The 14,746-nt window shown below is 35.6% G+C and carries 13 protein-coding genes; 6 read left to right on the top strand and 7 right to left on the bottom strand.

Annotated elements, in window-relative coordinates; all coding sequences use genetic code 11:
* Positions 1-432: 432 nt before the first annotated feature.
* The 6 genes from DM558_RS08380 to cydX all read left to right on the top strand — a co-directional run bounded on the left by DM558_RS08380 (position 433) and on the right by cydX (position 7,971).
* Positions 433-4,182, top strand: a complete 3,750-nt coding sequence (locus DM558_RS08380) for a pilus assembly protein (protein WP_127163431.1) — start codon at positions 433-435, stop codon at positions 4,180-4,182.
* Positions 4,183-4,337: 155 nt separating this feature from the next.
* A complete protein-coding gene (locus tag DM558_RS08375; protein ID WP_127163430.1) occupies positions 4,338-4,817 on the top strand; it encodes a DUF2946 domain-containing protein in 480 nt (159 codons plus the stop codon).
* Positions 4,818-4,961: 144 nt separating this feature from the next.
* Positions 4,962-5,156, top strand: a complete 195-nt coding sequence (gene cydP / locus DM558_RS08370) for a cytochrome oxidase putative small subunit CydP (protein WP_127163428.1) — start codon at positions 4,962-4,964, stop codon at positions 5,154-5,156.
* Positions 5,143-6,687, top strand: coding sequence for a cytochrome ubiquinol oxidase subunit I (locus DM558_RS08365; RefSeq protein ID WP_127163426.1), 1,545 nt, complete (start codon positions 5,143-5,145; stop codon positions 6,685-6,687). The genes cydP and DM558_RS08365 overlap by 14 nt, the downstream gene beginning before the upstream one ends.
* A 21-nt stretch (positions 6,688-6,708) precedes the next feature.
* A complete protein-coding gene (cydB, locus tag DM558_RS08360) occupies positions 6,709-7,845 on the top strand; it encodes a cytochrome d ubiquinol oxidase subunit II (RefSeq protein ID WP_127163424.1) in 1,137 nt (378 codons plus the stop codon).
* A gap of 12 nt (positions 7,846-7,857) precedes the next feature.
* The gene (gene cydX, locus DM558_RS08355) at positions 7,858-7,971 is read left to right on the top strand and encodes a cytochrome bd-I oxidase subunit CydX (RefSeq protein ID WP_127163423.1); all 114 of its coding nucleotides are present in this window, start codon (positions 7,858-7,860) and stop codon (positions 7,969-7,971) included.
* A 132-nt stretch (positions 7,972-8,103) separates the two neighbouring features.
* Here cydX and cydB (DM558_RS08350) read toward each other — a convergent pair whose 3' ends face one another.
* The 7 genes from cydB (DM558_RS08350) to minC all read right to left on the bottom strand — a co-directional run bounded on the left by cydB (DM558_RS08350) (position 8,104) and on the right by minC (position 14,705).
* The gene (cydB, locus tag DM558_RS08350; RefSeq protein WP_127163421.1) at positions 8,104-9,237 is read right to left on the bottom strand and encodes a cytochrome d ubiquinol oxidase subunit II; all 1,134 of its coding nucleotides are present in this window, start codon (positions 9,235-9,237) and stop codon (positions 8,104-8,106) included.
* 492 nt (positions 9,238-9,729) lie between these two features.
* Positions 9,730-11,271 carry an SEL1-like repeat protein gene (locus DM558_RS08345; protein WP_127163419.1) on the bottom strand — a complete coding sequence of 514 codons (1,542 nt, stop codon included), beginning with the start codon at positions 11,269-11,271 and terminating at the stop codon, positions 9,730-9,732.
* Between the two features lie 73 nt (positions 11,272-11,344).
* A complete protein-coding gene (locus DM558_RS08340) occupies positions 11,345-11,695 on the bottom strand; it encodes a multidrug transporter (protein WP_127163418.1) in 351 nt (116 codons plus the stop codon).
* A 188-nt stretch (positions 11,696-11,883) separates the two neighbouring features.
* Positions 11,884-12,519: an RluA family pseudouridine synthase gene (locus DM558_RS08335; RefSeq protein ID WP_127163416.1), complete on the bottom strand. Its 636-nt coding sequence runs from the start codon at positions 12,517-12,519 to the stop codon at positions 11,884-11,886.
* Between the two features lie 46 nt (positions 12,520-12,565).
* Complete coding sequence (minE, locus tag DM558_RS08330) at positions 12,566-12,835, bottom strand: cell division topological specificity factor MinE (RefSeq protein WP_109702154.1); 270 nt, start codon at positions 12,833-12,835, stop codon at positions 12,566-12,568.
* Positions 12,832-13,647, bottom strand: coding sequence for a septum site-determining protein MinD (gene minD / locus DM558_RS08325; protein ID WP_109702155.1), 816 nt, complete (start codon positions 13,645-13,647; stop codon positions 12,832-12,834). The genes minE and minD overlap by 4 nt, the downstream gene beginning before the upstream one ends.
* Positions 13,648-13,733: 86 nt before the next feature.
* Complete coding sequence (minC, locus tag DM558_RS08320) at positions 13,734-14,705, bottom strand: septum site-determining protein MinC (RefSeq protein ID WP_127163415.1); 972 nt, start codon at positions 14,703-14,705, stop codon at positions 13,734-13,736.
* Positions 14,706-14,746 lie beyond the last annotated feature (41 nt).

Genomic DNA, 14,746 nt, shown 5'->3' with positions numbered 1-14,746 from the left:
TGTAAAAAGATAGTTTTTGTAGGTTAATTTTTATACATACCTAGACTTGATTGGAATAGCTTATAGTAAGTTAGAAATTTATCGCTAAAAGATTTATGGTGGTTAATCGATAGTGTTATTTGTTTCTAAACTTAAATTTTTATCTGAGAATGGTTTATGAGATAAGTAGTACCTATGTAAAAAATGGGTAAACATAGCTTAGTAATGGTTATTTAATATTTCATATAGGTAAACTCGTAGCTTTAACTATTATTAATGGCCAACATAAAATATATATATAAAAATTTTTACAATTTTTTTTTTGTGTTTTTTGACGCATATCTAATCTTTAGTATTAGGCAGTTGAACTTAGTATTAATATCTTGTAAATGATTATATAATCCTTACCATTATGTTTTATAAAAAAACGTCGTTAATAGTAGGGATGTAAAGATGGTTAAGTTACCTTTTATAGACTGTAATCAACGGAAGGCAAGATACTTTAGCCTTTTCTCAATGGTATTTCTTTCGACTTTTTATATGTCGTGCTATGCAGATGATACCGAGATTTATTTTAATGATAAGCAAACAACAATAAAACCCAATGTTTTATTTATATTAGATAGATCCCTCTCAATGGATAAAGACCCTGAGGGAAAGACAATAAAAAAAGATGAAAATCAAGATTTAAAAACGATATCCAAACTTAACTTATTAAAAGAGTCATTCCAACTTATATTTTCCGATCCTACTATTAGTGGACTAAGAATAGGGGTTATGGACTATGGTTCAGGTAAACCTAATCTAGCAAAAGAAGTCATTGATGTTGATGGAATTGACGAAACGAGAAATATAGAGAATTTAAATCAACAGATTAATGGGGATGAAATTACGTTTGAACAGCCTATATGGCTATCTACCGATGATGGTTATCAGAATAAAAGTACACAAAATAATTGGCTAGATTTTACTATAGGCGGATTATTAATTACTAATACCACAACAGGTCGGTACTTTGCTTATCGATTTGATAACGTTCTTTTAAAATCTAAAAAAGATAGGGAAGATTCAGGTTATACTAATTCAGATTATGGCGTGAAAAGTGCTAAGTTATCATTAAACTTTTATAGTGCTGCTGCTAGTACGACGCAGAGACAATTAGATGTCTATATTGACCCTAAAGTTGATTCAGTTTATCTAAGACCCCGGACCAAAAATGATATTAGTTCTCGATTTCTTGCTGCAAATAATGCAAATAATGCAAATCTAGGCTCTCATAAAATACAGTGTGCTATTGAAAGTTATAGATCGGGAACATACACCTGTGATGTAACGAAACTCGTTAGAACGCAATTAGCTAAAAATGATTGGCAAGATGGTTATGCAATGACGTTTATTATTGTAAACTCTTCTTATCGTGCCAATAATCCAGCAACTGCTAGGGATGGTGGTTCTCTTTCATTTAAAGAAAGGGGTGATCAATATCAAGCAAAATTAATTATTACAGCCAATAAAAATGTTATTGCTAAAAATAAAAGGACTCGTAAAGAAACCCTAATTGATACAGCTTTTGCTTTAAAAACCAGTGGTGCCACGTATACAAATAGAGCTATTTTTGCTGCTTCGCAATACATTAGTAATATTTCAGGCAGTAGAAATCCTGGACCTTTCCACTCAGATAATGCCTATAGTACTTCTTCAAAGAGTATTTCTACGGCTAGTCCGCTAGTTGCGGGTTGTCAGTTAACACATTTTATTCTTATGTCTGATGGTCAGCCAACCAATAATTATTATGCTACGATTAGAGATTATATGGGGCAAAAAAAATCATGTTCTATCAATGGTATTGAGGAGCGTTATGGTGATGCAAATGAACGCTGTGGACGTGCTTTAACCAACTGGTTAGCTCAAACAAGCCAGTCAAGTTTTGCAGGGCCTAATTATATTTGGACACATACCATTGGTTTTGGGATGGTAAGTGATAATGATGATGAAGCTAGTGATGATGTTCAATTTGGTCCTGATTCAAATCCTGTAAAATATTTAAGGGATTTAGCCTCTAATGGCAATGGACAATTTCATACAGCAAAAGATATTGATGGGTTAGTTGATGCATTTAAAAGCATTATTAATGAAGCATTATCAGTTAACGTGTCTGCTGTAAGTGGTCAGGTTGTTACAAGTTCAGTTGATTTTTTAGAGCAACGTAGAGAAGCCTTTTATTCCATTTACCAAAGTCAGTTACAAGATTATTGGCCCGGCAATTTAAAAGGCTTTAAGATGGTTTATAACAAAGAGATGGTAGATGGTAAGCTTATTGAAATACCTGTTCTTTATAGCTGGAATGAAGGGCAAAAAGCTATTAACTCTGATGGGCAGTTTAAATCAGGGGTTGACAGTGCATGGTCAGAAGGAATGGGAGATGGTGGGAATGTTAAGGCAGGTGGTGTCGTAGCACAGTTACCTGAGCAAGATGAACTTCCAAATCGTCCCCTTTTTACTTTTGTTAGTGGTACACAGGTAGCAATTAACTCTTCAGCAAATTTATCAACAAAAGATTTAGATCTGGCTAATGACGAGGATGATGTAAAAAAAGGATTATTAGATTTTATGCGTGGCTACGTTTACCAAGCCGGGGGAAGTAAATCTGCAGCCGGTAAAAAGATAGGTGATTCGATTGCTTCTGGTGTCAGTATGATCAGTTACGGTTGCGCAAAGAGTGGAAATGATATTACAAAGTGTGACTTTAATGATCTTAATCTAGTAGGTTTGTTGGCTAGTAATGACGGTGTTTTACGTAGTTATGATTTAAAAACAGGTAAAGCCCTTTATGAGTTTATGCCGAAAGAAATGTTGCCTATAATTAAACATCTTCAAAAGCCTGTAACGCTAATGGAAGAAATAAAAGATGAAAACAATAATTTATTATCAACCAAGAAAGTAGTAAAAACCTATGGTTTAGATGGCAAGGTTATTATTTACCACGAACCTTCGAAAAAAGAAAATAAGGATGGTTTTATTAGATCCGGTGATAAAGCTTATGCCTTTTTAGCGGCAGGTCGAGGTGGTGGTTATATCTATGCTTTCGATATTTCATATGAAAATAGAAAGATGTTCAAACCAATGTGGACACTAACCTCAACCTCTTCGAGTTTTTCTAATTTAGGCGCTGCATGGTCAGAGCCTATAGTGGGTAAGGTTGATATAAGTGGAACTGTTACTCCTGTTGTTATATTTGGTGCAGGTAATCAAGACCCTCATAATAAAGACCATAAAGGAAATGGCGTTTATATGGTCGATGCTGAGACAGGCACTATTATTTGGAGCGGTAGTAATATGACTTATAGTGTTCCTGGTGGGGTTACAGCTTATGTGGATAAAGATAATAATCCAGATGGGCTTATTTCTGATATTTTCTTTGGTGATCTAGGCGGTCAAATATGGCGCTTTCATATTAATAATGGCCAAAATATATCAAATCTAGTTAAGCCTGCTGGAAATAGTAATGGGGTTGTTGCGCGTATAGGTGCTCGTTATTTTTATCAGAAGCCTGTGATTTATGATTTAAGTAATGCTCAAAACGAAACAAAAAATATGATCTCAATTAATATTGGTTCAGGGTATAAAGAGCATCCATTGGTACAAAATAATCAGGATAGATTTTATTCTCTCAGATTTCCTAAGGATTACAAATCAACGGATAGTATAGTTACAACAGAAAGTGATCTAGCTGAATTGACATTGGATACAGAAGGGACAACTTATGTTAAAAATAACCAGAGTATTGCTAAAGGATTTATGGTTATTCTTGATAGTCAAGTCGGAGAGAAAGTTATCTCTAATGCAGCAGTATTTTCTGATCGTTTAGTGTTTAATACGTATATTCCAGATAATACATTTAATCCTAAAACTTGCATCCCAAATACAGGTAAACAAAGATCTTATTCAGTGAATGTTGTAACAGGTAAAAACTTATTAAAAGATAAGTATGTTGAAACATCAATATCGACTATTCCTAACGATGTTACAGTTTATTGTGGTAGTTCTTTCTGTTCTCTTGTCACGGGTACTAATATGTTGGATGGTGATTCATCTAAGTATGAAGGGCGATGTGAAAATGGTGTGTGTGAATTTCCTTTTACAGGTAGTAAGCCTGGAGGAATATACATAAAAACAGGTTGGACCGATCTATTTTCTTTATAGATTATCAATCGACAAGCAGTATGACTGTTAAGTTATGCTGCTTTTTTATAAGGCTTATCGTTTAATTGGGAGTGCGACAAATTAGAGGTTGATTATGTGATGATACTTATCTATTATATTGTGAATAAGTATATATTATTTAGGTATATAGGTTAATGTTAAGGCAAAAGGCATTATCACGCTTTTATGCATATTGTGGGTTGTTTGCAATATTGCTGATAGTTGTTTGCCCGTTAATCACTCAAACGATAGCCTTAATGGCTAAGCCATCTACAATTAAGCATCTATACCCCCCCCCCTCCTTAAGTCATTTTGAGTGTGCTTCGCAGTTTTTTAAAGAGAATAATTTAGATCCTAATGATTTTAATCCTGAGTCCATGAAAGCTTCTTCTCATGATGAAGATTATAGCCAAGTAGATATGAATGAGCACCATGATATGGATCATGGAAGAATAGTATCTTGTGGCTATTGTGACTTAATTCATACTGCCACTATCCTTGTTGCCTTTTATGTCGTAATATTTAATGCACCTAGTTCTGATGTCGTTTTAGTGACGGCAGATCCCTATGTTTTTTCACCTAACTTTTGGTCTACTCTCACCCGAGCCCCTCCTATAACACTTCTAATGAGTTAATCTATTAATTTTTTTTTATTTGTTAGCACATTTTATTTAAATATATGAATGCTTCATGAGTGGCGTGATGGCTCTGCCTTTACACTTATTCAGTGGACATGCAAATATAGTTTTTGTGTTATCGGTACTCGATTGGAGAGTCTTATGAATAATCGAGCAAAAAGATTTTCACCATTAGGTAAGCATTTACTTTTAATTATCATAATTAAAGTAGTGATTCTTTATTGCCTTTGGTTTGTACTAATTAAACCTTACAAAGTTAAGGTTGATATTGAGCAAATATATAACGTACAGCCAGAAGTGTCTAATCAGAAGGAGTTAAGTGATGATAGACGGTAGTGCAGTGGATTTGGCGAGATTGCAGTTTGCAATGACTGCAATGTATCATTTTATTTTCGTTCCCTTAACATTAGGGCTTGTGTGGATTCTTGTTATCATGGAGTCTGTCTATGTTGTAACAGGTAAAGAAATCTATAAAGAAATGACGAAGTTCTGGGGTAAGTTATTTGGAATTAACTTTGCCCTTGGTGTAACAACAGGCATTACCTTGGAGTTTCAGTTTGGAACAAACTGGGCTTACTATTCTCAATACGTGGGTGATATTTTTGGTGCGCCTTTGGCTATTGAGGGGTTAATGGCTTTCTTCCTTGAGTCAACGATGATTGGTTTGTTCTTTTTTGGTTGGAATAAGCTCTCAAGAGGAAAGCACTTAGTTGTTACTATTTTGCTGGCTTTAGCTTCTAACTTATCGGCTGTGTTAATTTTAATTGCTAATGGGTGGATGCAACATCCTATTGGTTCTGAATTTAACCCTATCACGATGCGTATGGAGTTAACCAGTTTCTCTGATATTGTATTTAACCCAATGGCTCAAGAGAAGTTTGTTCATACCGTTTCGGCGGGGTATGTTACAGGTTCGATGTTTGTGCTTGGTATTTCTTCTTGGTATTTACTCAAGGGTAAATTTATCGATTTTGCGAAACGTTCTTTTGTTATTGCGGCTGCTTTTGGGATTGCCTCTGTTTTTAGCGTGATTATATTAGGGGACTCATCAGGCCTTTCTGTGGCTGAAACACAGAAATCTAAGTTGGCTGCATTAGAGGGGATGTGGGAAACAGAACCAGCACCTGCCGCTTTTACTTTGTTTGCGATACCTAATGAAAAAGAGCAGAAGAATAATTTTGAAATTAAAATACCTTATGCTTTAGGTATTTTAATTACGCACTCTCTTGATAAGGAAATCCCAGGCATTAAGGAAATAAGAGCTGAAAATGTCAAACGAATTGAAAATGGTGTTATTGCTGCTCAAGCATTAGATACTTTAAAAAATAAATCAAAAAAGGATCAGCATGATGAAGCTATGTCATTATTAAAGACTCATCAGAATGATTTAGGCTATGGATTGCTTGTACGAAAATATGTTCAAAATTTCAATGAGGCGACTCCTGAAGTTATTGAGCAAGCCGCCCATGATTCTGTCCCTAGGGTAGCTCCGCTATTCTTCTCATTTAGAATTATGGTTGTACTAGGGGGGCTTTTTGTTCTTATCTTTGTGTACGCGTTCTATTTATCTATTAAAGGAACAATGCAGACGAAACCTTGGTTTCTTAGAACCTGTTTATACTGTATCCCATTACCTTGGATTGCCATTATGTGTGGTTGGTTCTTAGCTGAATATGGTCGTCAACCTTGGACAGTATTTGGTGTATTACCTACTCATATGTCAGCTTCTTCTGTTAGTGCTGGTTCTGTACTTGCCTCATTAATTGGTTTTATTGCATTTTATACAGGATTGCTAATCGTTGAACTTTATTTAATGTTCAAATATGCTCGTTTAGGCCCTGTTGTTCTTATTGAACCAGTTAAATAAGCGGAAGTCTAGGAGAATTTTATGTTTGATTATGAAACACTTAAACTGATCTGGTGGCTTCTCATCGGTATCATATTAATAGCGTTCGCTATTATGGATGGACATGACATGGGGGTTGGTACATTACTTCCATTATTAGGAAAAACAGATAATGAGCGCCGTATCATTATAAATAGTGTGGCGCCTCACTGGGATGGAAATCAGGTATGGCTTATTACTGCTGGTGCGGGAATATTTGCCGCATGGCCAATAGTCTATTCTATTGCTTTTTCTGGACTTTATTGGGCTATTCTACTCTTATTATCAGCGTTGTTTTTTCGCCCTGTAGGTTTTGAGTATCGCTCAAAAATAGTGAGCACGCGGTGGCGTAGGAATTGGGACTGGGGAATATTCATAGGCAGTGCTATTCCTTCATTTTTATTTGGTGTTGCCTTTGGTAACTTACTGCTAGGTATACCATTTCATCTTGATGAAACAATGCGTGCTCAATTTGATGGTAATTTTTTTGATTTGTTACATCCTTTTGCATTAATTTGTGGTTTAGTGAGTTTTACATTACTTGTGTTGCAAGGTGCCACATTTCTAATCCATAGAACAGAAGGGGAGTTACAATTACGCGTTATAAAGGTCGCTCGTGTGGTAGGCATTGTGATGCTTATTTGTTTTTCTATTGCTGGTATTTGGGTATTTTTCTTAAAAGGTATTACTATTGATACGATTGCAGATACTAATCAAGCAATGAATCCTTTAATGAAGACTGTGCATGTAGAGCAAGGGGCTTGGTTAAATAATTATAAGCATTATTCTTGGTTATGGCTGGCACCTGTACTGGTTTATGCTATGGTTATTTTAACACTTGTTTTACAAGCAGCTAAACGCACGGCCATAGCTTTTATCAGCTCATCGCTTGCAGTGACAGGTACTATCTTAACGGCAGGAATTGCATTATTTCCTTTTGTATTGCCTTCTAATATTGATCCTGCAATGAGTGTAACTTTGTGGGATGGTGCTGCAAGTTACTACACGTTAACAATTATGTTAATTGTGGTACTCATTTTTGTTCCTCTTATCCTTTCTTATACCGCTTGGTCATACTATGTTATGCGCGGTAAGTTAAATGAAAGCTATATTGAGTCCAATGATAAATTATTATATTAGGAGTGGTGCATTATGTGGTACTTTTCTTGGTTTTTAGGTGTTGGCTTCGCTGTTTTATTGGCTGTTGTTAATGCCTTATGGTACGAGGCACGTATGGATAGTAAAAATATTAAGGATGAAAGTTAACTGATATAAAATTACTGTATCTAAGTCGATTATGGCTTAGATACAGTGCCTGGACAAATCGTTTATATACCTAGTTAGTATTCGAGAAACTACTTACATTATTTTTTTAATTGTTGGTTGGAATAAATTTTTTTAATATAAGTTTTTATTATTTGTATGGGGGTATTTCCGATTTAATTTACTGTACATGCCATATGAACGAGCGGCATAGGTAAAGATGGTTGGTATGAATATCAATGCAATAATGAGAATAAGCACTAAGATATAATAACTCGTAGATCCATCCCATAAAGTTATACTCATCGCAGGATCAATGCTTGAAGGAAGAACAAAAGGAAAAAGAATAATAATGGCGGTGAGAATGGTTGTGGCTATTGTTGCTGATGATGCAACAAATGCCCATGCAGTATTTTTAATTGATTGTAGGTAAAGTGTTAAAATAATCATGACATAGGTTAAGGCAGGTATTAACCATAAAATGGGAAGTTGCCTATAATTGTTCAACCATGCCCCTTGTTCTGAGTAAGCTGTTTTCATTAATGTTGTCATTATTCCATTATAACCAGGCATTACATCTATAACGATCCCTTTGAGGGAGCAAACCCAAAAGCCCGCTATACTCAGAAATATAAGCATCAGAATGCCTATAATACGTCCTGCTTTTATCGCATACCGTTGTAATTGCCCCAGCGATTTATAAGCTAATATACTCGTGCCTTGTAATATCACTAAGCCTAAACTAATGATACCGCAATATAATGCAAAAGGGTGTAAAAGCTTGAAAAAATCACCTTCATAAGTTGCTTGCATTGTACCATCTAAACGAAATGGAATACCGAGCAAGAGATTTCCAAAGGCGATACCGATTAATATTGAAGGTGTTGCACTGCCTAAAAAAATGCCCCAATCCCAACATTTGCGCCATTTAGATGTGGTTATTTGAGTGCGATAGTTAAATGCGACAGGTCTTAAAAGAAGGGCTACCGATAAAATTAAAGCAGCCCAGTAAAGTTCAGGGAAAGCAATAGCATAAACGGTTGGCCAAATAACAAAAATGGTAGCAACAGAGGAAACTAACAAGACTTGAGTACCGCTCCAATGGCTTGCAATATAATTTATTATAATATGCCGCTCATCATTTGCTTTACCCAAAAATGGTAATAAAATCCCAACCCCCATATCATGGCTATCAATGATGATAAAGGCAATAATTAAGAATCCTATTGCTAACCATGCAATGAGCCTGAGTGTTTCATAATCGAACATATTTTCTTTTGCTTCCTACTCGATGTACTTTGTAAGTGCAGCCGAATCTAAGTTTGTATATTTAAATATTAAATAAAACACCACTATTGATAAGATAGGTAGCTTAATCTAATAGTAAAAAATGAAATTAATATAAACGAAACTAGTTTCTATAAATTATTATCTTTTCTAAAAACTTCTATGAGGATATAAGTAACAATACACTATAGAATTTTTCAGTAGCAATAAGGTTGGACTTACATGAGACAGAGACAAAATAAACAATGGGTAGTGAAAAACATTATCCTCAACTTTGTAGACTGCTTTCCAACGGTTTAATATCAATAACAATGGAAACATTATTCTATTAATGTATTTTAAAGAGTATTAGACGGTAGTATAAAAATTTGTGCGCTGTGTCACTTTAAAAGAAATCGTTATTATTTAATCTTTATTTTAGGCAACAGGATGGTCGTTTGATAATTTATTAGTGCTGCAAATGGAAGATAATATTTATTTTTTAGTTTCGTTCTTCAATTTAAGTAGTTGTTGCCAATACGTTGCTTTCTCTAAATCTTTTGTTATACCTAGACCAACTTTATAAAAGTTGATAATGAGTTGTATTGCTTGCTGATTACCTTTTTCTGCTGCGGGTAGGAGCCATTGGTAAGCTTGTTGGTAGTTTATATCTGTTGGTGTATTTTCCAAATAGATGTTAGCCATATTAACCATGGCCTTATCATTGCCTAAAGCTGCCGATTTTGTAAACCAGTCAATAGCTATTTGTTTATTAATGGTAGCGCCGCGACCCTCTAAATAGATAAGACCCAGTAGGTTCATTGCTTGATCATTATCTAAATCACTTGCTTTGGTAAACCAATGGATAGCCTGTTGATAATCTTGAGTTACAGGCGGCGTACCATAGGTATAAAAATTACCAATATCTACCATAGCATCACTGTTTCCTAGTTCTGCTGATTTATATAGCCAGTTTATTAGAAGATTATTATCTATTTTTATATGATGGGTTATGCATAAGTCCGTGTAGTTTTTAATTGCGTCTCTATTACCTGCTGAAGCATCAATTGCTAAGTAACTAAGTTGATTGATAGCTAAAGACTTACTGGCCTGCCTATGCCCTAAAGTGCTTGCTTTGTTAAGCCAATAATTTGATTTCTTAATATGCTCAGGATTTTTTGTATCTGTTTGATATAGAATACCTAAATTAAACATGGCTTCTAGATGGCCATTATTAGCCGCATGGGTAAAATGCTTTAAAGCCTCGCTAGTATTATTTTGTTTATAATAAAAAACACCTAAATTGAAACTTGCTTTACTATTGCCATATTGAGCTGATTTTAAGAGCCAATCAATGCCAAGATCAAAACTCTGCTCAATCCCTTCTCCTGTAAAGTAAAGAATACCTATGTTTAACATAGCCGTATCATTTTGTTTTTTTGCTGCTTGTAAGTAGAGATTCGCTGCCTTTTGGGGGTCTTTATTTGTTCCTAGTCCTTTCTCATATAACGAAGCAAGGTTAACAAGTGCATTAGTATTGCCTAAGTCTGCAGATTTTTGATACAGCATACAAGCTTTTGGGTGATCAACAAAGCCGAGTTCTCCATTTACATAATAATTAGCTAGCTGATACATTGCCTCATGATCTTGCTGTGCAATTTTTTGTTGTAATAGTTTATTTATCAAACGACCAAGTATTTTTATAGCTTTGGTATGCCCAAGTAATGCCGACTTTTCATACCATGCGATAGACTGCTGTAAATTTTGTTGTACATTTTTACCTTTCAAATACAAAGTTCCTAGTACAAACATTGCCTCTTTGTTATTATTTTCAGCGGAACGTGTAAACCAGTAAATTGACTTTTTCGCATAGTGCTTTTTAGCCTTAGAAAAGTAACGACTGGCTATCTCTAGTTGGGCATAGCTATCATTAAGTTTTGCTTGTTTTAATAAGGAAGATGATATATTAAGTTCTAGTCTTTCTTTTTTAGGGCAAATCAATAACTCTTTGAGTGGTGATAAAAGTAAAGAAATCATAATAGTTAAAATAGAAAAAGAAGTATAAAAAAAGCCGTTTATTCATAAACAGCTTTTTTTAAAAATAATAAAATTATTCTTCATTAGAGCGCTTTCTGCCTTCTGTGCAACCTAAACAACGAACGAAAGTTGTTTTTGCTGGAGTTACAACAAGTGCATCAGCAGCTTCGCCAACGTTTCCGCCTAATGCTGAAAAAGGTAATGTAACAACAAAAACACCTGTGCCAACTGCAGTGAAAATAAGTCCTAAAGGTCTAGCGATAAGAAGGTCCCCAACCATTGCGTAGGCAGGAGGAGCATTAACATCAAAACGTGGGTCATCATAATTTTCATCATTCGTGTATTGAGATGCCATGGCAATAGGTGTAACCACCATAGTGAAAGCAAGTGTGAGTGTTGTAGCAATTTGGCGAAGAGTATTCATTAACTCGATCCTTCTTTAAGAATAATTCAGAAACCTTTCATATATAATAACATAAATTAATATTAAGTAACTATTTTTATCCTCGTTTAGAGGATGACTTAGATTCGATTATAGTATACAAGTCAATATTTTACATCAATTTATTGTTTTTATAGTTGAGATACATGCAAAACTATGTAGCCCTTTTTTTAAAAGGGCGGTTGATTTTCAAAAAATAATGTTTCTTCGGTAATGGGATGATTGATGGATAGTTTTGTAGCATGTAGATAAAGTCGTTCTTGACCCTCTAGTGCTGCTTCATGAGCATAGAGCTTATCACCTAAAATTGGGTGGCCTATACTGAGGAGATGAACTCTGAGTTGATGGGATCTTCCTGTAATAGGTGTGAGTTCAAGCCGTGTATAGTGATCGAATCGTTCTAATACTTTCCAAAACGTTAATGCTTGTCGTCCGTGCTTATGATCAACAATATGGCGTGGCTTATGTTCGGGGTCATAGCGTAGAGGCAAGTCAATATAACCGCTATTTAGATTAGGAGAGCCCCAAACTAAAGCTGTATAAGATTTATGTGTCTCTCTATCTTGGAATTGCCTAGAAAGTTCTCTATGCGTATTAGGATCTCTAGCAATGACTAGTAAGCCAGATGTTTCCCAATCAAGACGGTGTACAATGAGTGCTTCAGGATAGCTATGTTGTTGGAGGCGAGTAATGAGACAATCTTTATTATCTTCAGCTCTACCTGGTACAGACAGTAGATAAGGTGGTTTATTAACGATGAGAAAGTGTTCACACTCATGAATAATTTCAATGGAGGATAACGGCATATATATCTTTTATAGAGAGGGCTGGTATTTTAAAAGGCGTTAATGATTAACGCCCGTCAGAATCTGGATCTGGAAGAGTAATATTCAATTCAAGCACAGAACAATTGCCTTGATTCGCTAGCTCAACTTGTATTTGTTCTTGATCAATCGGGATGTACTTACGAATGACGTCTAGTAAATCCTTTTGCAATTGAGGTAAATAGTCTGGTTGTGAGCGTTGGCCTCTTTCATGAGCAACGATAATTTGTAAACGTTCTTTCGCAATGGAGGCGCTACTGTTTTGCTTCTTGCTTCTAAAGAAATCAAGAATACTCATTCGTTACCTCCAAATAAGCGTTGTAGAATCCCTTTCTTGGGTAAATCTAAGAAACGATAAGCCACTGTTTTACCTAAGAGTCTATCAACAGCATCATTATAAGCCTGTCCTGCATCACTTTGGTCGTCTAAAACAACGGGAATACCTTGGTTAGATGCTTTGAGCACAGCTTTTGATTCAGGAATGATACCGATAAGTTCAATCGATAATATTTCTTTAACATCTTCAATGCCTAGCATTTCACCATTAGCTACGCGCTCAGGTGAGTAGCGGGTGACTAAAAGATGTTCTTTGATAGGCGATTCATTTTGTTCAGCACGACGAGATTTGCTTGATAAAATGCCTAGCATACGATCAGAGTCGCGCACAGAAGATACTTCAGGGTTTGTTACAATGATGGCCTCATCTGCAAAGTACATAGCAAGGAAGGCGCCTTTTTCAATACCCGCAGGAGAGTCACAGATAATATAGTCAAAAGTTTCTTTAAGTTCATCAATAACTTTGCCAACACCTTCTTGTGTTAGAGCGTCTTTATCACGTGTTTGGCTTGCTGCTAGAATGTATAAATTATCTATACGTTTATCTTTAATTAATGCCTGAGTAATAGATGCATCACCATTAATAACATTAACAAAGTCATAAACGACACGGCGTTCACAACCCATAATTAAGTCAAGGTTTCTTAAGCCTACGTCAAAGTCGATAATAACCGTTTTGAAACCGCGCAGGGCTAATCCTGTACCCATTGCTGCACTTGTAGTTGTTTTGCCTACACCACCTTTACCAGAAGTGACTACAATAATTTTGGCCAAGCTCTCACCTCAATTTGTTAATTTATAGATTTAAAATGCTTACTATAATAACCTTTTACGTATAGGTTTTAAAGCTATAATTATACTTAGCTTAATGGGGATATCACGAGTTGATTATCAACCAATGAGAGTTGTGCAGGCTTACCCCACAATGGGTGATGCCTCAACTCTTCTTCTGTTATCATTTGTCCTGCAATTGAAATAAGTTGCGCTGTTAGTTTAGCGCAAAATACGCGTGCAGAACTATTGCCACGAAACCCCGCCATGGCACGGCCACGCATGTTGCCATATATATGAATATTACCGTCGGCCATAAGTTCTGCTGCTGTACTGATATTTGATGTGACGATAAGATCTGTATCAAATGCAGTTATTTGTTGGCCACTGCGTACGGGGGTAGAAATAACAAGCGCCTGTGTTGTTTGGTGTTTGATTGTTGGTTTGTTTTTTTCTGGTGCTTCAGCTGCCTGTTCTTTTGTATCTAGTGTATTTTCAATGGCATTATCATCAGTCACCGATACGACCTGTTCTGAGACAATATCATTATTTTGTGTTTCTTGTGCTTCAAGTAGAGGGGGATTGATTTCATCGATGAGAAGTTGCTGTTGAGTCTCTTCTAATACTTGAGTAGGTGTCTCTGTATCAGTTGGTGAGGGCATTTCCTCTGTTACTTGGATTGGCTCTGGTCGGTTAATAGCAATTTCAATCAGTTTTTCGCGTGCACCTGTGGGAGGGAGTACCACAATGCCTTGCTTGTGTGCTATTGCGATAATTTTTTCGTTATCAGTACGTATTGCCATCAGTTGAATATTAAATTCTTGAAAAATATTCATGATGCCTTTTAGTTCAGCTCTAGTTAATGGGATCTCTAGCTTGTCGATACCTAATACCATAGGGATTGTACCAAAGAACTCAGGGGCTTCTTTTACTTTTTTTTCAAGCTCTTGCGTCAGGCGTTCAATATTGAAATGAGTAAGCTCAAATACAGTGATAGCCAGCATTGTACCTTTTAACTGAAAAGTTGGCTGTTTAGAGGCATTCGACAACAGGGTACTCATAGTCCATCCATTTTGATAAAAAATAATTGCAAATTATAGTA

Origin of the sequence: Entomomonas moraniae (assembly GCF_003991975.1) — a bacterium.
GTDB classification, from domain to species: Bacteria; Pseudomonadota; Gammaproteobacteria; order Pseudomonadales; family Pseudomonadaceae; genus Entomomonas; species Entomomonas moraniae.
The sequence above is the reverse complement of the archived record's forward strand: the minus strand, read 5'-3'. Positions and strand labels throughout refer to the sequence as shown.

Coding starts and splice junctions, on each gene's coding strand:
- DM558_RS08380 (WP_127163431.1), top strand. CDS start 433: ATGGTTAAGTTACCTTTTATAGACTGTAATCAACGGAAGGCAAGATAC.
- DM558_RS08375 (WP_127163430.1), top strand. CDS start 4,338: ATGTTAAGGCAAAAGGCATTATCACGCTTTTATGCATATTGTGGGTTG.
- cydP (WP_127163428.1), top strand. CDS start 4,962: ATGAATAATCGAGCAAAAAGATTTTCACCATTAGGTAAGCATTTACTT.
- DM558_RS08365 (WP_127163426.1), top strand. CDS start 5,143: ATGATAGACGGTAGTGCAGTGGATTTGGCGAGATTGCAGTTTGCAATG.
- cydB (WP_127163424.1), top strand. CDS start 6,709: ATGTTTGATTATGAAACACTTAAACTGATCTGGTGGCTTCTCATCGGT.
- cydX (WP_127163423.1), top strand. CDS start 7,858: ATGTGGTACTTTTCTTGGTTTTTAGGTGTTGGCTTCGCTGTTTTATTG.
- cydB (WP_127163421.1), bottom strand. CDS start 9,237: ATGTTCGATTATGAAACACTCAGGCTCATTGCATGGTTAGCAATAGGA.
- DM558_RS08345 (WP_127163419.1), bottom strand. CDS start 11,271: ATGATTTCTTTACTTTTATCACCACTCAAAGAGTTATTGATTTGCCCT.
- DM558_RS08340 (WP_127163418.1), bottom strand. CDS start 11,695: ATGAATACTCTTCGCCAAATTGCTACAACACTCACACTTGCTTTCACT.
- DM558_RS08335 (WP_127163416.1), bottom strand. CDS start 12,519: ATGCCGTTATCCTCCATTGAAATTATTCATGAGTGTGAACACTTTCTC.
- minE (WP_109702154.1), bottom strand. CDS start 12,835: ATGAGTATTCTTGATTTCTTTAGAAGCAAGAAGCAAAACAGTAGCGCC.
- minC (WP_127163415.1), bottom strand. CDS start 14,705: ATGAGTACCCTGTTGTCGAATGCCTCTAAACAGCCAACTTTTCAGTTA.